This is a genomic window from Streptomyces sp. NPDC005791 (genome assembly GCF_042871485.1).
Taxonomy (GTDB): Bacteria; Actinomycetota; Actinomycetes; order Streptomycetales; family Streptomycetaceae; genus Streptomyces.
Genome location: NZ_JBIAIP010000001.1, coordinates 370,489 through 389,562, shown reverse-complemented (window position 1 = coordinate 389,562; position 19,074 = coordinate 370,489). Strand labels below are relative to the sequence as shown.

Sequence of the window (19,074 nt, the reverse complement as noted above, 5' to 3'; positions counted from 1 at the left end):
CACGAACCCCATGGCGTGGGCGCCTGCGGCCCGGCACGCTGGTCGTATGACCATGAGCCCCTCCCTGCCGGACAACGACCGGCCGCCGCCCGCGCGCTTCGCCTTCGACCGGTGGACGTGGAAGGAGATCGCGTATCTCCTGGCCAATCTGCCGATGGCTGTCGCCGGGTTCGTCTACACCGTGTTCCTGATCGGTGTGGGCGTCGGGCTCTCCGTCACCGTGATCGGACTGCCGCTGCTCGCGCTGGGCCTCCAGGGCGCGCGCGGCCTCGGCCGGGCCGAACGCGGCCGGGCGCGGCGGATGCTCGGGCTGCGGATCGAGGAGCCGAGCCCGATGGCGCGGAGCCGCCGGGGCCAGGGCTTCTTCACCTGGTTGTGGTCGGGGCTGAAGGACCCGGTGGGCTGGCGGTCGTTGCTGTACATGTTCATCCGGCTGCCGTGGGGCGTGGCGACGTTCGTGGTGACGCTGGTGAGCCTGTTCGTCCTCTGGCCCGTCCTTCCGTACCTCGCGCGCGGGCTGACGAACGCGGACCGGGCGATGGCGCGGGCACTGCTCTCGCCCTCCGACGAGCTGGAACGCAGGATCGCCGAGCTGGAGTCGGACCGGGGTGTGGTCGTGGACACCGCGGCCGCGGACCTGCGCCGCATCGAACGCGACCTCCACGACGGCGCACAGGCACGGCTCGTCGCCCTCGCCATGGGCCTGGGTCTGGCGAAGGAGAAGCTCACCGACGACCCCGAAGCCGCCGCCCGCATGGTCGACGAGGCCCACGGCGAGGTCAAGGTCGCCCTCCAGGAACTCCGCGACCTCGCCCGCGGCATCCACCCCGCCGTCCTCACCGACCGCGGACTCGACGCCGCACTCTCCGCCATCGCCTCCCGCTGCACCGTCCCCGTGAAGGTCGTGGTGGACCTGGAGTCGAGGCCCGCGCAGGCCATCGAGGGCATCGCCTACTTCACCGTCTCCGAACTCCTCCAGAACGTCAGCAAGCACAGCCGCGCCCGTGCGGCGTCGGTCGACGTGTGGCGGTCCGGTGACCGGCTGATGCTCCAGGTCCGGGACGACGGGACGGGTGGCGCCCGGCTCGACGGCGGTACGGGCATGTCGGGGCTGGCGGAGCGGCTGGGAGCGGTCGACGGACTGTTCGTCCTGGACTCCCCCGAGGGCGGCCCCACCACGGTCACCGCCGAGCTGCCCTGGCGCGAACGCGCGGACACGGCAGCCGAGCGGGCCGGTGCGGCGTGACACGGAGGCGGAACGGCGGTGCGCCGGGGCGGACCGGCGGTGCGCAAGGCACGACCGCGTGCCGCCATGGTGGGGAAAACCCCCTGCCGGATACGGAGACGGCCCTCATGGTGCCGAGATCCCCGGAACAGCAGTCTTGAGTCATCAGCCGTTGTATCGGCCCGCGGGGACCTCCCGCTCAGAAGAAACGGACGGACGCCACTGATGGCCACGGCATACGGACCGGCCTCGCGGGACCACCACAGCCCCGGCACCGGGTCCGGGGGCCACCCCCCGGCGAAACACCTCTTCCCCGCGGCGCTGCGCGCGCCCCTCGATGCGCGTACCTGGCGCGAGCTGGGCTACCTGGTCCTGAGCCTGCCGATCAGCGTGGTGCTGTTCAGCTTCGCGGTCACCATGGTGTCGCTGGGCATGGGCATGCTGATCACCTTCCTCGGCATTCCGATACTCGCCGCCGGCCTCGCCATGTGCCGCGGCTTCGGTGTCATGGAGCGCGGCAGGGCGCGCGGGCTGCTGAGGCTGGAGGTAGCGGACCCCGCGCCGGTGCGCGGGAAGGGCGGCCTGATGTCCTGGGTCGGCGCGGTGCTGAAGAGCGGGGTGTCCTGGCGGCATCTGCTCTACGCGGTGCTGCACATGCCCTGGGCGGTGTTCGCGTTCACCGTGGCGGTGACGTTCTGGTCATACGGCTGGGCCGCGTTCACCTACCCGCTGTGGCGCTGGGTCTTCCCGGTGTACGCGAGTGTCGACGGCATCCAGCTCTACGGCGACGCCACGCATCAGATCTACCTCGACTCCCCCTTCGAACTGGCGGTCACGAGCACGCTCGGTCTGGCTCTCGTCCTGGTCACACCGTGGATCGTCCGTGGCCTGGTGTCCGTGGACCGTCTGATGGTGCTGGGGCTGCTCGGCCCTTCCCGGCTGGCCTCCAGGGTCTCGGAGCTGGAGTCGGACCGGGGTGTGGTCGTGGACACCGCGGCCGCGGACCTGCGCCGCATCGAACGCGACCTCCACGACGGCGCACAGGCACGGCTCGTCGCCCTCGCCATGGATCTGGGTCTGGCGAAGGAGAAGCTCACCGACGACCCCGAAGCCGCCGCCCGCATGGTCGACGAGGCCCACGGCGAGGTCAAGGTCGCCCTCCAGGAACTCCGCGACCTCGCCCGCGGCATCCACCCCGCCGTCCTCACCGACCGCGGACTCGACGCCGCACTCTCCGCCATCGCCTCCCGCTGCACCGTCCCCGTGAAGGTCGTGGTGGACCTGGAGTCGAGGCCCGCGCAGGCCATCGAGGGCATCGCCTACTTCACCGTCTCCGAACTCCTCCAGAACGTCAGCAAGCACGCCCGGGCCACCCGTGCCTCGGTCGACGTGTGGCGGGCGGCGGACCGGCTGATGCTCCAGGTCACCGACGACGGGCGCGGCGGAGCCGGTGTGTCGACGGGCAGTGGGCTGGCCGGGCTGACGGAGCGGCTGGACGCGGTCGACGGCGTCCTCGTCGTCGACTCCCCCGCCGGCGGCCCGACGACGGTCACCGCCGAGCTGCCCTGGCGCGGCTGATGTTCCGGCTCGGTACGCGAGCCCGGGCTCCGTCCCGAGCCGGAGCCCCGCACCCCAGCCGGAAGCGCAGTGCCCCGGCCGCCACCACGGCGGCCGGGGCACTGCCGCGCGTCCGGTGGCACCGGAACCGCCGGTGTACGGCCCGCCCGGGCGCCGATGCTGGAATGCTGGACGGACAAGGGCGGCGCACACAGCGGCGTACACGAGGAACACCGACAGTGGGGGACACAACGTCGTGGAGGACAGAGTGCGGGTCGTCATCGCCGAGGATTCGGTGCTGCTCCGGGAAGGACTCACCCGGCTGCTGACCGATCTCGGGCACGACGTCGTCGCCGGGGTGGGGGACGCCGAGGCACTGATCAAGACGATCAGCGATCTCGCGGGGCAGGACGCGCTGCCGGACGTGGTGGTCGCCGACGTACGGATGCCGCCGACCCACACCGACGAGGGCGTACGGGCGGCCGTGCGGCTGCGCAAGGACTACCCGGGCATCGGGGTGCTGGTGCTCTCGCAGTACGTCGAGGAGCAGTACGCCACCGAACTGCTGGCCGGCAGCAGTCGCGGAGTGGGCTACCTCCTGAAGGACCGGGTCGCCGAGGTCAGGGAGTTCGTGGACGCCGTGGTGCGGGTGGCGCAGGGCGGGACCGCGCTGGACCCCGAGGTGGTGGCCCAGCTGCTGGGCCGCAGCCGCAAGCAGGACGTGCTGGCGGGGCTCACGCCGCGCGAGCGGGAGGTCCTCGGTCTGATGGCGGAGGGACGCACGAATTCAGCCGTCGCCCGCCAGCTGGTGGTCAGCGACGGAGCCGTGGAGAAGCACGTCAGCAACATCTTCCTGAAACTGGGCCTGGCACCGAGTGACGGGGATCACCGACGCGTTCTCGCCGTTCTCACTTATCTGAACTCATGACGACGCGATGATCTACCCGTGATCATCTGGATGTTCCCACCGGCCGTCGAGCGATCACCCGGCTCACCACGACCTACGACGAAAGGATGAGCGCCGACGGGGGATCATCCGGTGAACAATGATCGACAGGTCCGGCCCATATGGCAAAGCGTGACGCATTCACGTCCTGAAAACGCGTCCACCATATGACCGGTCCCAAGGAAGGCGACCCTTACAGAAGTAGGGTGGGGCCTGGACCGCCGGCGGGTCGGCCGGTCCCGAGCCGCCGCCCCGAGGGAGGTCCAGTTCAGTGACCAGCCAGGTCAGTAGCCCAGCCGGAAAGTCCGATGAGGCCGGCGAAACCGTCGTCGGGGAGCAGCGCGCCCCGCACATTGATCGTACGGGTGCCACCGAGAAGGAAATCCGCCGTCTGGACCGGGTGATCATTCGTTTCGCGGGTGATTCGGGTGACGGTATGCAGTTGACGGGGGACCGGTTCACGTCGGAGACGGCTTCCTTCGGGAACGACTTGTCGACGCTGCCGAACTTCCCGGCCGAGATCCGGGCGCCCGCCGGTACGTTGCCGGGTGTGTCGTCGTTCCAGCTGCATTTCGCGGACCACGACATCCTGACACCGGGTGACGCGCCGAACGTACTGGTCGCGATGAATCCGGCGGCGTTGAAGGCGAATATCGCCGATGTGCCGCGCGGGGCCGACATCATCGTGAACACGGATGAGTTCACGAAGCGCCCGATGGCGAAGGTCGGATACGCCGAATCCCCTCTCGAGGACGGATCGCTCGAGGCGTACAGCGTGCATCCTGTGCCGTTGACGACGTTGACGATCGAGGCGTTGAAGGATTTCGGTCTTTCCCGTAAGGAGGCCGAGCGGTCGAAGAACATGTTCGCGCTTGGCCTGTTGTCCTGGATGTACAACCGTCCGACCGAGGGGACGGAGGCGTTCCTGCGGTCGAAGTTCGCGAAGAAACCGGTGATCGCCGAGGCGAATGTGGCGGCTTTCCGCGCGGGCTGGAATTTCGGCGAGACGACGGAGGATTTCGCGGTCTCGTACGAGGTCGCACCGGCGTCGAAGGCTTTCCCGACGGGTACGTACCGCAATATCTCGGGAAACCTGGCGTTGTCGTACGGGTTGATCGCGGCGGGCCGGCAGGCGGATCTGCCGGTGTATCTCGGTTCGTACCCGATCACTCCGGCGTCCGACATCCTGCACGAGCTCAGCAAGCACAAGAACTTCGGGGTACGGACGTTCCAGGCGGAGGACGAGATCGCCGGGATCGGGGCGGCTCTCGGCGCCGCGTTCGGCGGTGCGCTGGGAGTGACGACCACGTCGGGTCCCGGGGTGGCGCTGAAGTCGGAGACGATCGGGCTGGCGGTGTCGCTGGAGCTGCCGCTGCTGATCATCGACATCCAGCGCGGGGGTCCCTCGACGGGTCTTCCCACCAAGACGGAGCAGGCGGATCTGCTTCAGGCCATGTACGGGCGCAACGGTGAGGCACCGGTCCCGATCGTGGCACCGAAAACCCCGGCGGACTGCTTCGACGCGGCCCTGGACGCCGCCAGGATCGCGCTGACGTACCGCACCCCGGTGTTCCTGCTCTCGGACGGGTATCTGGCCAACGGCTCGGAGCCGTGGCGGATCCCCGAGGTCGACGGTCTCCCGGACCTGCGCACGCGGTTCGCGTCGGGCCCGAACCACACGCTCGCGGACGGCACGGAGGTGTTCTGGCCGTACAAGCGGGACCCGGAGACCCTGGCCCGTCCCTGGGCGGTGCCCGGCACCCCGGGGCTCGAGCACCGGATCGGCGGGATCGAGAAGCAGGACGGCTCGGGGAACATCTCCTACGACCCGGCCAACCACGACCACATGGTCCGTACCCGCCAGGCGAAGATCGACGGCATCCAGGTGCCCGACCTCGAGGTCGACGACCCGGCCGGCGCGAGAACCCTGGTCCTGGGCTGGGGCTCGACGTACGGACCGATCACCGCGGCGGTACGCCGGCTCCGTGCGGACGGGCAGACCATCGCACAGGCCCACCTGCGCCACCTCAACCCCTTCCCGGCCAACCTCGGGCAGGTACTGAAGGGGTACGACAAGGTCGTCGTGCCGGAGATGAACCTCGGCCAGCTCGCCATGCTGCTGCGGGCCAGGTACCTGGTGGACGCCCTCAGTCACACCCAGGTCAACGGAATGCCCTTCAAGGCCGAGCAGCTCGCCACAGTCCTCAAGGAGGCCAACGGTGCCTGACGCCAACGCCAACGAACTCCTCCAACTGGTCCCCAAGGCCGCGGGCAAGCAGTCCATGAAGGACTTCAAGTCCGACCAGGAGGTGCGCTGGTGCCCGGGCTGCGGTGACTACGCCGTGCTCGCGGCCGTGCAGGGCTTCATGCCCGAACTGGGCCTGGCCAAGGAGAACATCACCTTCGTCTCCGGCATCGGCTGCAGCTCCCGCTTCCCGTACTACATGAACACCTACGGGATGCACTCCATCCACGGCCGCGCCCCCTCCATCGCCACGGGCCTGGCCACCTCCCGCCGCGACCTGTCCGTCTGGGTCGTCACCGGCGACGGCGACGCGCTGTCCATCGGCGGGAACCACCTCATCCACGCCCTGCGCCGCAACGTCAACCTCAAGATCCTGCTGTTCAACAACCGGATCTACGGACTGACCAAAGGCCAGTACAGCCCCACCTCCGAAGTCGGCAAGATCACCAAGTCGACGCCCATGGGCTCCCTCGACGCCCCCTTCAACCCCCTCTCCCTCGCCCTGGGAGCCGAAGCCTCCTTCGTCGCCCGCACCGTCGACTCCGACCGCAAGCACCTCACCGGGGTGCTCCGCGCGGCCGCCGACCACCCCGGCACCGCCCTCGTGGAGATCTACCAGAACTGCAACATCTTCAACGACGGCGCCTTCGACGCGCTCAAGGACAAGGAACGGGCCCAGGAAGCGGTCATCCGCCTCGAACACGGCCAGCCGATCCTCTTCGGCACCGAGAACACCAAGGGCGTCGTCCGTGACCCCCTCACCGGCGACCTGAGCGTCGTCACGGTCACCGAGGACAACCGGTCCCGCATCCTCGTGCACGACGCCCACAATCCCAGCCCCACCACCGCGTTCGCCCTGACCCGCCTGGCCGACACCGACACACTCCACCACACACCCATCGGCGTACTCCGCAGTGTCGAACGCCCCGTCTACGACGCGCTCATGTCCGACCAGCTCGATGCCGCCGTCGAGCAGCGGGGCAAGGGCGACCTGAGCACGCTGCTCGCCGGCAACGACACGTGGACCGTGGTCGGCTGACCCGCCGTCACCCCTGTTCACCGGGGCCCGGGGCCGACTGGCTCCGGGCCTCGTCGTATGTCTCACGGGCTTCCTCCACGGCGTCCAGCCGCCGCTCGACCCACCGGACCAGCCCCCGGACCCGCTCCGCGGCCTCCCTGCCGAGCGGGGTCAGCGAGTAGTCCACCCTCGGCGGGATCACGGGCTTGGCGTCCCGGTGCACCAAGCCGTCACGCTCCAGCGTCTGCAGGGTCTGGGCCAGCATCTTCTCGCTGACACCACCCACGGTGCGGCGGAGCTCGCCGAAGCGGTGCGACCGCTCCAGCAGCGCGGCGAGCACCAGTACGCCCCAGCGGCTGGTGACGTGTTCCAGCACCAGCCGGGAGGGGCACATCGGCTGGTTGACGTCCGGTCGCCTGATCGCACTTACGCTCATGCCAGTACCTTACTTCAAAGTGGGTACTTTCGAAGAGAAAGTGCACCTCTTACAGTGAGTGCACAGAAAGCCGCACCCAGGATCAGCGCACCAGGAGGAATCCCATGAGCATCGTCGTCACCGGAGCCACCGGCCAGCTCGGCCGTCTCGTCATCGAGCGACTGCTCGACACGGTCCCCGCGGAGTCGGTCGCGGCGGTCGTCCGCGACAAGGAGAAGGCCGCCCCGCTCGCCGCCCGCGGCGTGGAGCTCCGCATCGCGGACTACGACCGGCCCGAGACCCTGGCCGGCGCGTTCCGGGCCGGGGACCGGGTGCTGCTGATCTCGGCCGACGAGGTCGGCCGGCGCGTTCCCCAGCACACCGCCGTGATCGAGGCCGCGAAGGCCGCGGGCGTCGCACAGCTCGCGTACACCGGCGTACTGGGCGGTCCCGGCGCGGACTTCCGGCTGGCCGCCGAACACAAGGTGACCGAGCAGCTGATCCTGGACTCCGGTCTTCCCCACACCTTCCTGCGCAACGGCTGGTACACCGAGAACTACACGGCGAATCTGGCGCCCGTGCTGGAGCACGGCGCCGTCGTCGCCAACGCCGGCGACGGCCGCATCGCCTCCGCCACCCGGGCCGACTACGCGGACGCGGCCGCAGCCGTGCTGACCGGCGAGGGGCACCTCAACGCCGCGTACGAGCTGAGTGGCGACGTGGCCTGGTCGCTGACCGAGTACGCCGCGGTGGTGGCCGCCGCGACCGGCAAGGAGATCGCCTACAAGAACGTGCCGGCCGCCGCCCATCAGGAGATCCTCGTCGGGGCCGGGCTGCCCGAACCCTTCGCCGCGATCCTCGTGGACGTGGACGAGGCCATCGCCCGCGGACTGCTCGCCGGGACGAGCGGCGACCTGGCCCGTCTGATCGGCCGCCCCACCACCCCCCTGGCCGAAACGGTCGCCGCGGCGGTCACCGGCGCCTGACCGGCCACGCCTCGCACCCTGTCATGACCGTTGCCATGAGACGGCAATGACAGCAGGGCCGTTGCGGCGCTACCGTCGTGCAGTCGGCGGCTCGCCGACCGCACGCGTCGCATGAGCGCCGGGAGGGCCCGTGGAAGGGAAGAACGAACAGCGGGCAGGCCTGCTGTACGGAATCGGCGCGTACGGGATGTGGGGCATCGTCCCCCTCTTCTGGCCGCTGCTGGAACCGTCGGGAGCGGTGGAGATCCTCGCTCACCGGATGGTGTGGTCGCTGGGCGTCGTAGGCGTCGCCCTGCTGCTCCTGCGCCGCTGGGCGTGGATCGGCGAGCTGGTACGGCAGCCCCGACGACTGGGGCTGATAGCGATCGCCGCGACCGTGATCTCGGTCAACTGGGGTCTCTACATCTGGTCCGTCAACAACGGCCATGTGGTCGAGGCATCGCTCGGCTACTTCATCAATCCCCTGGTGACGATCGCGATGGGCGTCCTGCTGCTCGGCGAGCGGCTGAGGCCGGTCCAGTGGACCGCGGTGGCGACCGGTCTCGCCGCGGTGCTCGTGCTGGCGATCGGTTACGGGCAGCCGCCGTGGATCTCGCTGGTGCTGGCGTTCTCGTTCGCCACGTACGGCCTGGTGAAGAAGAAGGTCGGCATGGGCGGCCTGGAGTCGCTGGCCGCCGAGACCGCCGTGCTGTTCGTACCGGCCCTGGGCTTCCTGCTGTGGCTCGGGGCGAGCGGCGACGCGACGTTCCTGGCCGGGGGCGCGGGGCACGGAGCGCTCCTCGCCACGACGGGGCTCGTCACCGCGATCCCGCTCGTCTGCTTCGGTGCCGCGGCGATCCGGGTGCCGCTGTCCGTCCTGGGCCTGCTGCAGTACCTGGCGCCGGTGTTCCAGTTCGCGCTCGGCATCCTGTACTTCCACGAGGCGATGCCGCCCGAGCGGTGGGCCGGCTTCGCGCTGGTCTGGGTGGCGCTGATGCTGCTGACCTGGGACGCGCTGCGGACGGCGCGACGCACGCGGGCGGAGGCCCTGCGCCTGGCCCTCCGGACGGCGCAGGCCGCGGCCCCCGTGGGGACGGCTTCCGCTTCCGCGCCGGACACACCCACACCCGCGAAATAGTTACCCAGTTGCTTTTTTAACTCGGTTGCGTTTTCCTGGTCGACAGGACCGACGTCGAACCGAGGAGCCGGCATGACCGACGTACTGATCGTGGGCGCGGGCCCGACCGGACTGACACTGGCCTGCGATCTCGCCCGGCGTGGCCTCGCCGTCCGGATCGTGGACAAGTCACCGCGGTACCCGCGCAGTTCCCGGTCCAAGGGGCCCAATCCCCGGTCGCTGGAGGTGCTGGAGGACCTGGGGGTCGTCGACGCGGTGCTGGCCGCGGGGGCGCCGCCGCTCCCGATGCGCAAGTACCGCGACGGAGTACCGGTCGCCGAGACCGATCCGTACGCCACCTCCTCACCGACACCGGACGCGCCCTACGACCGGGGCCGGCTGATCGCCCAGTGGCGGCTGGAGGAGATCCTGCGTGACCGCCTCGCGGAGTACGGCGTGCGCGTGGAGACCGGTACCGAGGTCGTGGGCCTCACCGACGACGGCGCCTCCGTGACCGTCGCACTCGCCGACGGCTCCACCACCGGCGCGCGCTTCGTGGTGGGCTGCGACGGCGCCCACAGCCGCGTACGGAAACTGCTCGGCGTCCCGTTCGACGGGGAGACGGACGAGGAGCAGATGATGGTCTGCGGCGATGTCGAGATCACCCCCGGTGTACTGGACCGGGGCGTCTGGCACCAGTGGTTCGACGAGGACGGAGCGGTCATGCTCTGCCCCGTCCCCGGCACGCGGACGGGCTGGTGGTTCCAGGCCGGCCCGGAACGGGACGCGAACGGCCGGCCCCTCGCACCCTCCCTCGACGGTTTCGGACGCCTCTTCGCCCGGCACACCCGGCTTCCGGCCGGTCACCTCACCGAGGCCTCGTTGCTCTCCACCTACCGCGTCAACGTGCGCATGGCGGACCACTACCGGGTGGGGAGGACGTTCCTGGCCGGGGACGCCGCCCATGTGCACGCGATCGCCGGCGGCCTGGGCATGAACACCGGCATCCAGGACGCCTTCAACCTCGGCTGGAAGCTCGCCCAGGTGCTGCGGGGGCGAGCGGACCCGGGGCTGCTGGACACCTACGAGGAGGAGCGGCTGCCCGTCGCCGCCTGGACGCTGGACCTCACGTCGGAGCGGCTGCGGGAGACGCTGGCGGCGATCAGGAAGCCGGGCGGCGGGCTCGACACCGCCGTCACCCCGTCCACGTCGGGTCTCGACCGCGGGTACCGGTGGAGCTCCCTGGCCCGCCCCGGTGGCCACGGCGGTCCACGGTCCGGCGACCGCGCTCCGGACGCCCCCTGCACCGAGGCGGCGACGGGCGCCCCCACCCGTCTGTTCCGCGCCTTCGCGGGCCCGCACATCACGCTGCTGGGCTTCGGCGCCGGCGCGGAGCGGGCGCTCGGGGAGGCGACCACCACCCATGGCGACGCGGTGCGGGCCTTCCGGCTGTACGGCGCCGAGCCCCCGGAACCCGGAGCGCCCACCGCCGGCCGGGAGGCCCTGCACGACCGGCAAGGGCACGCCCGCGCGGCGTACGGCATCGACCGGGACACCGTCGTCGTGGTCCGGCCGGACAACCACGTGGGGCTGATCGCCGACGCGGACGACCACGACGCGGTACGCCGGTACCTGGACGCGCTGGACAGGCCGCGAGAACCGGATTCGATGCGTGTGGCAGACATGGTGGACGGCACTCACAAAGGCTGATTGAGTGCCCGGATGGGGACGATCCTGAAGGACATGAGGCACGTTCAGTGGCATGAGCTGCGCCATGCCCAGGGCTCCGCCTCCCAGGTCCCCGGGATGCTGTCGCGGATCGCGTGGGGCGACGACGAGTCGGCCGAGGACGCGCTGAGCGATCTGGGGCAGTGCATCGGCGCCATGGCCGCGTTCGACGCCACGGTCGCCACGGTCCCGTTCCTGTGGGAACTCGCCGCCATGGAGACCGTGAAGGACCGTGCCGGGGTGCTCGCCCTGCTGGGGACGATCCTCGCCCATGGACACGCCCTCCACCCGGAGTGGACCCGGGACGCGCACCTGGCGGTCCTGACCGGCCGGATGACGGCCGAGCGGCTGGCGTCGGACGGTGACCCGGCCGTGCGCACGGCGGCCGGGGAACTCCTGGCGGCACTCGGCGCACACGCCTGCGCGACCTGCCCGCAGGAGTGAGGCCGTGGCCCGGCCGGAGGACACCGGCCACGTGCCGGACGCGGGGCTGAGCGCTCCGGCTCCCCCTGACGCGCGCCGGAGAACGCGGCCTGATTCCGGCGTTGCCGTTGCGGCTCCCTCGGGGGAACCGCTAGGAACGGTCGTATGACCCTGCACTGGAAAGTCGTCATCGACGCCGGCGACCCGCACGCCCAGGCCGACTTCTGGGCCGAGACCCTCGGCTATCTCGTCGAGGACAACAGCGCCCTGATCGAGGAACTGCTCGCCGTCGGAGCCGTGCCCGAGGCCGCGACGGTCGAGCCGCACGGGCACCGCGCGTGGCGCGATCTCGCCGCGGTCCGCCATCCGGACGATCCGTACGAGGAGAAGAGCGGGACCGGGCTGGGGCGCAGGCTGCTCTTCCAGCGTGTGGCGGAGGTCAAGACGGTGAAGAACCGCGTCCACCTGGACGTCCACTCGGCCCCCGGGCAGCGCGAGGCCGAGGTGGAACGGCTGCTGGGACTGGGCGCGAGCGTGCTGCGGATCGTCGAGGGACCCGGCGGGTCGTGGCAGGTGCTCCTGGACCCGGAGGGCAACGAATTCTGCGTCCACTGAGGGGGCCGACCGTCCGCGCAGGTCAGCGAGGTCCGGCGGAACGGCGATCTCTCTAGGCTGACCTCATGTTCACGCCACTGGCCGCATACACCCTGGTCGCCACGGATCTGGACGGCACGCTGCTGCGTTCCGACGACACCGTGAGCCCACGCTCCCGCGCCGCCCTCGCCCTCGCGGCGTCGGCAGGGGCACGGCATCTGATCGTCACGGGCCGTCCGGTGCCCGGCATACGCGCCCTGCTCGCGGACCTGGGCTACGACGGCCTCGTGGTCTGCGGGCAGGGCGCCCAGGTGTACGACGCCGGGTCGGCCCGCATCCTGCGCTCGGTCACGCTCGACCGGGACCTGGCCGAAGCCGCGCTCGGCAAGATCGAGGCCGAGGTGGGACAGGTGTTCGCCGCGGTCGACCAGGACGGCGCCGAGGGCATGACCCTGATCGAGCCGGGCTACCGCATGCCGCACGCCACCCTCCCCGCACGGCGAGCCGAACGCCGCGAGGAGCTGTGGGCTGCGCCGGTCATCAAGGTGCTCGTACGGCACCCCGAGCTGACGGACGACGAACTGGCCGCGACCGCCCGGGCGGCGGTGGGCGATCTGGCGTCCGTCACGATGGCGGGCCCGGGCACGGTGGAGCTGGCGCCGTACGGCGTGGACAAGGGGACCGGTGTCGCGGAGGCGGCCGGACTACTGGGCCGCGACCCCGCCGGCGCGGTCGCGTTCGGCGACATGCCCAACGACCTGCCGATGTTCCGCCTGGCGGGCCACCGGGTGGCGATGGCCGACGCCCACGCGGAGCTGCGTGCCGAAGCCGACGAGATCACGCTGTCGAACGAGGACGACGGAGTCGCGGTGGTCCTGGAGCGGCTCTTCGCCCGCACCTGAGAGTGCTCCCCGCCCGAGGCCGGAAAACACCTCCCGGAATGTCAATGCACATGCATATGATGCATGCGCCGGTAAAAACCGTACGCATTCACCTGGGGGCATCCATGACCACGCGCACCTTCCTCTTCCTGCTCGGCAGCAGCCGCGCCGCCGGCAACACCGAGCTGCTCGCCCGCCTCGCGGCCGAGCAGCTCCCGCCCGGCACGGAACAGCGCTGGCTGGACCTGCGGGACCTTCCGCTGCCCTCCTTCGAGGACCTGCGGCACACGGAGGGCCACACCGCTCCCACCGGGCACTCCGCGACCTTGCTGGAGGCGACACTCGCCGCCACCGACGTGGTCGTCGCCTCACCGCTGTACTGGTACTCGGTCTCCTCGTCCACCAAGCGCTACCTGGACCACTGGTCGGCCTGGCTGGAGGCGCCCGGCATCGACTTCCAGCGGCGGATGGCCGGGAAGACCCTCTGGGGGGTCACCGCACTCGCCGCCACCGACCTCACCGCCGCGGAACCCCTCGCGGGTACGCTGCGCAATTCGGCGCACTACCTGGGGATGCGCTGGGGCGGGGTACTGCTCGGCAACGGCAGCAAGCCCGGTGACGTACTGACCGACACCCGCGCGGTGGCCGACGCGAAGGCCTTCTTCAACTGACGCGTCACGGGGCCAGGGACCGCAGGACGTGCGACACCAGCGCGGCGACCGCGGTCTCGTCCTGCGCCGGTTTCCGCAGCACGAGCCGGTAGTAGACGGGACCGTAGAGCAGCTCCACCGCGAGGGGCAGATCGGCACCGGCAGGGATCTGCCCCTGCTCCTGAGCATGGCGCAGGCGCCCCACGGCGGCATCGACGCGAGGGCCGACGAGCTGCTCGCGGACGGACCGCGCGAGGCCGTCGTCGTGGTGCATCTCCGACAGGATCCCGGCGTAGAGCGGCCCGTAGGGCGGCGTGGAGATCAGCTTCACCAGACCGTTGACGTGAGTCCGCAGATCAGCCTCGATGTCACCGGTGTCGACGAACGGCGTGGCGTCGGCCAGCATCTCGGAGAGGGCCTCCAGCATCACGGCGCCCTTCGACGGCCACCAGCGGTAGATCGTCTTCTTGCTCACGCCGGCGCGCGCCGCGATGGCCTCGACGGTGACCCGGCCGTACGCCTTCTCCGCACACAGCTCCAGGGCGGCGTCCAGCGTCGCCCGTCGTGACCTCTCGCTGCGGCGCAGGGAACTCGGCGATGTGATCATTCGGTGAGCATAGGGGGATTCCCCCCACCGCTTGTTGACAGGTCGTCGCCAATAGTCGAACAATGACCAGGCCGGAAACGGAACGTACCGTGTCGTCGCGTTCCGCGCAGTACACCGTTCGTGCCGTTCGTGCCGCGACGAGCCGATCGGGGGACGGCTCGACCGGCCGACGGCACGGACGGCCCGTGCCGGGTCCCCCTCACACGCTGATGTCCTTCGTCGTGAAGCGCGCCCAGGCCGCGGAGCCGAACACCGCCGCGTAGAGCGCCTGCAGACCCAGGTTCCTGGCCATCTCGTCCCAGTAGACCGGTTCGCGCAGCAGGTCCGTGAAGGACAGCCAGTAGTGCGGGAAGAGATAGGGATGGATACCGTCGAGCTGCGGCATCGTGTCCAAAATCTGCACGGTGATCAGTACCCCGACCGTGGTCGCCATCGCCGCGATCCCGCTGTTGGTGAGGGTCGAGACGAAGAGACCCAGCGCCGCGAAGCCGATGAGGGACACCGCCACCGCGACCGCGATCATCCCCGCCCGCAGAAGTCCCTCGCCGAAGCCGATCCGGGTCCCCGAGATCGTCGTGACCTCACCGACGGGGAAGAGCAGCGACCCGGTCGCGAGTGCCGAGACCGCCACCACCAGGGTGGCGACCAGGCAGAACACCAGGACGGACGCGTACTTCGCGAGCAGCAGCCGGGTACGGCCCGCCGGCGCGACCAGCAGGTAACGCAAGGTGCCACCACTCGCCTCACCCGCCACGGAGTCCCCCGCGACGACGCCGACGGCCATCGGGAGGAAGACGGGAAGGGTCGCGGACAGCGCCGCGAAGACCAGGAACAGACCGTTGTGGGTGACCTGGGAGAGAAACGCGGGGCCGCCGCCGCCCGCCCCGCCCCGCGAGCCGTCACCCGTCTCGATGCGAACGGCGATCCCGATGAGGACGGGCACGGCCGCCAGCACACCGAGCAGGGCCAGGGTGCGCCACCGGCGAAGGGTGGTGACCAGTTCGGAGCGGAGGATTCCGAGGGTCCGGAGCGCACGGCGCGGTGCGCCGGCCGCCGGGACCGCAGTGAGTTCAGCCTGCGACATCGAATCCCTCTCCGGTGAGTGCGACGAAGGCGTCCTCCAGCGAGGCCCCCTCGACGCCGAAGGCGCGTACGCGCACACCGCCGCGCACCAGGGCGGCGTTGAGGTCCGCGAGTTCCGTCCCTGCCGGCGGAGCGTCGGCGCTCACCCGGTCCCCGTCGGTCACGAGGCCCGTCACCCCGTGTTCCGCGAGGACACGGGCCGCGCCGGCCGGGTCGGGGGTGGTCACGGCGAGCCGGCCCCGGGCGCCCGCCGCGAGCGCGGCGACCGGGCCCTGGACGAGGAGCCTGCCACGGGCCATCACCGCGGCGTGGGTGCAGACCTGTTCGATCTCGTCGAGCAGGTGCGAGGAGAGAAAGACGGTGGTGCCCTCGGCCGCCAGCTCCCGGACCAGGGTGCGGATCTCGCGCATGCCCTGCGGGTCGAGACCGTTGGTCGGTTCGTCCAGCACGAGCAGCCGGCGCGGCTGGAGGAGAGCGGCGGCCAGCCCGAGGCGCTGCTTCATCCCGAGCGAGTACGCCCTGGCCTTCTTGCCGGCCGCGGCGGCGAGCCCGACCCGGTCCAGGGCGCTGCCGACCCGCGCGCGCCGGGTACGGGGATCGGCCGCCGGGTCGGCGGAGTCGAAGCGTACGAGATTGTCACGGCCTGTCAGGAACCCGTACAGCGCGGGCCCTTCGATGAGCGCGCCGACCTGCGGGAGCACCGTGCGGGCGGCGGCCGGCATGGGGCGGCCCAGGACGTGTGCCGTGCCGGAGGTCGGGGTGATGAGCCCCATCAGCATCCGGATCGTCGTGGTCTTGCCGGAGCCGTTGGGCCCCAGGAAGCCGAAGACGCTCCCGGCCGGAACGGCGAGGTCGAGCCCGTCGACGGCCGGCTGCCCGCCGCGATACCGCTTGGTGAGCCCGCGCGTCTCGATCACGGTCCCGGGCTCCGGCCCCGTGTCCGCCCCCGCCCCCACCGTCCTGGCCGCTGTGTCGGTCATCCGCTCTCCCGGTCCTGTCGCCGCGCCGTGTACGCAACCGCCCCGCCGTACGGAGCGTACGACGGGGCGGGACCTGCGATGCGTCCTACTCGGCGGCGTTTTTTTCGGCCGCCTTCACCAGCGTGTCCGCGGTGACCGCGCCGACGTAGACCTTGCCGTCGTCCGTCATCAGCGCGTTGACGAGGCGCGTCTTGAAGACCGTGCCCGAGCCGAAGTCGCCGGTGACCTTGTCGCCGAGCGCGTCCAGGAACTGCTGCGCCTGCGGCGGTACGTCCCCGGAGCCCTCGGTGGGCAGTCCCGCCCCGCCCGGGAGCTCGATCTCGGCGACGGCGTTCCAGCCCTCGCCGATGACGTCGAGGCCCTTGAAGTCCTTGAGTGCGGACAGGTCCTCCTGGGCCTTCTCCGCCGCGCCCTTCTGCGCCGCCCCGGCCTCCAGCTCGTCGGCCTCGGTCACCTTCGCGCCCTTGGGCGGGGTGAAGGTGAAGGAGGAGGCCGCGGGCTTCGCGAAGTCGACCTCGGTGAAGCCGGCGTCGACCGCGGCCTTGCCGCCACCGCTCGGGGCCAGCGTGAACTTCAGCGGCACCCCGGTCGAGGCGTCGACGGCGACCGTGACGGAGCCGATCGTCGAACCGGACTGCTTGGGCTTGATCACGAGCTTGTAGGCGTCGCGCCCCGCCACCTGCGCCGTACCGTCGACGGTGACGGACGTGGTGTCACCGGCGGCGGCGAGCGCCTCCTCGGCGAACTCCTTCGGAGTGGCCGGCACCCCCTCGGGCGCCTTGTGCTGCTCGGACTTGCCGTCCTCGCGCCCGGCGCCCTCGGACCGCGCGTGGTAGACCTCGTTGCTCTCGCTGTCGTAGCCCCAGACGTCGTCCCCGTTGTGGACGAGGCTGTACTCGGAGCCCTCACCGAGGACGGAGAGCCGCTGCTTGTCGGGGCCGTCGACCGCGACGCGGAGCGTGTGCGTCCCGGAGGCGAGCTCCATCAGCTTGGTGTCGGGGGCCGCGCTCGACTCGCCCGAACCCGATCCGGCGCCCTGCGCGAAGGAGCCCGCGAGCCCGCCGAGCGAGGGGATGCCGAGGTCGGTGCTGATCTTCACCGTGCCGGAGAGCTGCTCCTCGTCCGACGCGGCGATCTTCTCGATGAGTTCCTGAGCGGTGATGTCCGGCAGATCCGGGTCGCCGGAGGCGGCGAGCGCCGGGACGAGTCCGATCGTCGCCGCCGCCACGCCCGCCACCGCGAACGGGACGATGTAGCGCGCCGCCTTCCGGCGGCCCACGACAGTGCCCGTGGCCTCGCCGTTGGTCTGTGCGCTGTCGTTCGGTGCCATGTGTGCTCTACCTCCGTGGTCGGCGGCTGCCATCCCGTTGCACGTTTCCACTCCCCGCCGCCATTCTCACCCGATGTGGTCAGGAGTGGTTGACATCCATCTGACCAAATCGGGCGGCGACAAGCGTCAGCCCCCGGGAGCAACTATGCGTACCTCTCGGGGATGACCCCGGTGCACCGGGGACGCGGGCACCCCTAGGGGTCACCCCGCGCGGTGCACCACGGCGTCGCACAGTTCCTCGAGCGCGGCCTTCGCGTAGCACTCGGGCAGCGGTGCCAGCGTCGCCCGTGCCTCCTGGGCGTAGCGGACGGTGTCGCGCCGCGCCTGTTCGAGTGCCGGGTGGGCGCGCAGCCGGCGCAGGGCCTCGGCGAGGTCGGCGTCGTCGCCGAGGTCACCGTCCAGCAGCTCCACGAGCTCCTTGTCCTCCGGGCGGCCCTCGGCCGCCGCCCGCGCGCGCAGGTGGAGGACCGGCAGGGTGGGGATGCCCTCGCGCAGGTCGGTGCCGGGCGTCTTGCCCGACTCGTGGGAGTCGGAGGCGATGTCCAGGACGTCGTCGGCGAGCTGGAAGGCGATGCCGAGGCGTTCGCCGTACTGGGTGAGGATGTCGACGACCGACTCGTCGGCCCCCGCCATCAGCGCGCCGAACCGGCCGGACACGGCGACCAGCGAGCCGGTCTTACCGCTCAGCACGTCCATGTAGTGGTCCACCGGGTCACGCCCGTCCCGGGGGCCCGCGGTCTCCAGGATCTGCCCCGTGACCAGCCGTTCGAACGCCTCCGCCTGGATGCGTACGGCCTCCGGGCCGAGGTCGGCCAGGATGTGCGAGGCGCGGGCGAAGAGGAAGTCACCCGTCAGGACGGCGACGGAGTTGCCCCAGCGGGTGTTGGCGCTCTCCACCCCGCGGCGTACGTCCGCCTCGTCCATCACGTCGTCGTGGTACAGCGTCGCCAGGTGCGTCAGTTCGACGACCACGGCGGCGGGGACGACGCCCGGGGCGTCGGGGTCACCGAACTGGGACGCGAGCATCACCAGCAGCGGCCGGAAACGCTTTCCGCCGGCGCTCACGAGGTGCTGTGCGGCCTCCGTGATGAACGGGACCTCGCTTTTGGTGGCAGTCAGCAAGCCCGCCTCGACAGCGGCCAAACCGGCCTGGACATCGGCCTCAAGAGCCTGGTCCCGCACGCTCAGTCCGAACGGCCCGACGACGGTCACGAGGGGATCTCCTGTCTGCTGACGATCACACGGAATGTCGATGTGTCGTTGTCCTCACTCGAGTCAGCGTATCCGGTCCCCTTTGGATCACCGTGGGC

Annotated in this window: 18 protein-coding genes; 12 read left to right on the top strand and 6 right to left on the bottom strand. The window is 70.9% G+C overall.

What is annotated here, in order from left to right; all coding sequences use genetic code 11:
- The first annotated feature begins 46 nt into the window (after positions 1-46).
- From ACFYSH_RS01910 to ACFYSH_RS01890, 5 genes are all read left to right on the top strand, one after another.
- Positions 47-1,246, top strand: a complete 1,200-nt coding sequence (locus tag ACFYSH_RS01910) for a sensor histidine kinase (protein ID WP_388750334.1) — start codon at positions 47-49, stop codon at positions 1,244-1,246.
- Between the two features lie 204 nt (positions 1,247-1,450).
- On the top strand, positions 1,451-2,803 hold the full coding sequence (locus ACFYSH_RS01905) for a sensor histidine kinase (protein ID WP_388750331.1): 1,353 nt from the start codon (positions 1,451-1,453) through the stop codon (positions 2,801-2,803).
- 247 nt (positions 2,804-3,050) lie between these two features.
- Positions 3,051-3,710: a response regulator transcription factor gene (locus ACFYSH_RS01900; protein WP_359465601.1), complete on the top strand. Its 660-nt coding sequence runs from the start codon at positions 3,051-3,053 to the stop codon at positions 3,708-3,710.
- Positions 3,711-3,999: 289 nt separating this feature from the next.
- The gene (locus ACFYSH_RS01895) at positions 4,000-5,955 is read left to right on the top strand and encodes a 2-oxoacid:acceptor oxidoreductase subunit alpha (RefSeq protein ID WP_388750328.1); all 1,956 of its coding nucleotides are present in this window, start codon (positions 4,000-4,002) and stop codon (positions 5,953-5,955) included.
- 55 nt (positions 5,956-6,010) lie between these two features.
- Positions 6,011-7,012 (top strand): 2-oxoacid:ferredoxin oxidoreductase subunit beta, encoded by a 1,002-nt coding sequence (locus tag ACFYSH_RS01890; protein WP_388750837.1) that lies wholly within the window; start codon positions 6,011-6,013, stop codon positions 7,010-7,012.
- A gap of 7 nt (positions 7,013-7,019) precedes the next feature.
- Here ACFYSH_RS01890 and ACFYSH_RS01885 read toward each other — a convergent pair whose 3' ends face one another.
- Complete coding sequence (locus ACFYSH_RS01885) at positions 7,020-7,427, bottom strand: helix-turn-helix domain-containing protein (protein ID WP_359465267.1); 408 nt, start codon at positions 7,425-7,427, stop codon at positions 7,020-7,022.
- 104 nt (positions 7,428-7,531) lie between these two features.
- On the opposite strand from ACFYSH_RS01885, the gene ACFYSH_RS01880 reads away from it, so the two are divergent.
- The 7 genes from ACFYSH_RS01880 (at position 7,532) to ACFYSH_RS01850 (ending at position 13,785) form a co-directional block, all read left to right on the top strand.
- Entirely contained in the window at positions 7,532-8,392 is an 861-nt protein-coding gene (locus ACFYSH_RS01880) for an SDR family oxidoreductase (RefSeq protein ID WP_388750325.1), read from the top strand.
- 130 nt (positions 8,393-8,522) lie between these two features.
- On the top strand, positions 8,523-9,509 hold the full coding sequence (gene rarD, locus ACFYSH_RS01875; RefSeq protein ID WP_388750322.1) for an EamA family transporter RarD: 987 nt from the start codon (positions 8,523-8,525) through the stop codon (positions 9,507-9,509).
- A gap of 72 nt (positions 9,510-9,581) precedes the next feature.
- Positions 9,582-11,198, top strand: coding sequence for an FAD-dependent monooxygenase (locus ACFYSH_RS01870; RefSeq protein ID WP_388750319.1), 1,617 nt, complete (start codon positions 9,582-9,584; stop codon positions 11,196-11,198).
- A 12-nt stretch (positions 11,199-11,210) separates the two neighbouring features.
- Complete coding sequence (locus ACFYSH_RS01865) at positions 11,211-11,660, top strand: hypothetical protein (protein WP_359465272.1); 450 nt, start codon at positions 11,211-11,213, stop codon at positions 11,658-11,660.
- A 144-nt stretch (positions 11,661-11,804) separates the two neighbouring features.
- Positions 11,805-12,254, top strand: a complete 450-nt coding sequence (locus tag ACFYSH_RS01860; RefSeq protein WP_388750316.1) for a VOC family protein — start codon at positions 11,805-11,807, stop codon at positions 12,252-12,254.
- A gap of 65 nt (positions 12,255-12,319) precedes the next feature.
- A complete protein-coding gene (locus ACFYSH_RS01855; protein WP_359465275.1) occupies positions 12,320-13,135 on the top strand; it encodes an HAD family hydrolase in 816 nt (271 codons plus the stop codon).
- Between the two features lie 104 nt (positions 13,136-13,239).
- Positions 13,240-13,785: an NAD(P)H-dependent oxidoreductase gene (locus ACFYSH_RS01850; protein ID WP_359465277.1), complete on the top strand. Its 546-nt coding sequence runs from the start codon at positions 13,240-13,242 to the stop codon at positions 13,783-13,785.
- 4 nt (positions 13,786-13,789) lie between these two features.
- On the opposite strand, the gene ACFYSH_RS01845 is transcribed toward ACFYSH_RS01850, so the two are convergent.
- The 5 genes from ACFYSH_RS01845 to ACFYSH_RS01825 form a co-directional block, all read right to left on the bottom strand.
- Entirely contained in the window at positions 13,790-14,371 is a 582-nt protein-coding gene (locus ACFYSH_RS01845; protein WP_359465278.1) for a TetR/AcrR family transcriptional regulator, read from the bottom strand.
- 199 nt (positions 14,372-14,570) lie between these two features.
- Positions 14,571-15,455 carry an ABC transporter permease gene (locus tag ACFYSH_RS01840; protein WP_359465279.1) on the bottom strand — a complete coding sequence of 295 codons (885 nt, stop codon included), beginning with the start codon at positions 15,453-15,455 and terminating at the stop codon, positions 14,571-14,573.
- The gene (locus ACFYSH_RS01835) at positions 15,442-16,434 is read right to left on the bottom strand and encodes an ABC transporter ATP-binding protein (protein ID WP_359465280.1); all 993 of its coding nucleotides are present in this window, start codon (positions 16,432-16,434) and stop codon (positions 15,442-15,444) included. Before ACFYSH_RS01835 ends, ACFYSH_RS01840 begins: the two co-directional genes overlap by 14 nt.
- Before the next feature lie 85 nt (positions 16,435-16,519).
- Positions 16,520-17,764 (bottom strand): DUF2092 domain-containing protein, encoded by a 1,245-nt coding sequence (locus tag ACFYSH_RS01830; protein WP_359465282.1) that lies wholly within the window; start codon positions 17,762-17,764, stop codon positions 16,520-16,522.
- Positions 17,765-17,965: 201 nt separating this feature from the next.
- The gene (locus tag ACFYSH_RS01825; protein WP_359465284.1) at positions 17,966-18,976 is read right to left on the bottom strand and encodes a polyprenyl synthetase family protein; all 1,011 of its coding nucleotides are present in this window, start codon (positions 18,974-18,976) and stop codon (positions 17,966-17,968) included.
- Positions 18,977-19,074: the final 98 nt, after the last annotated feature.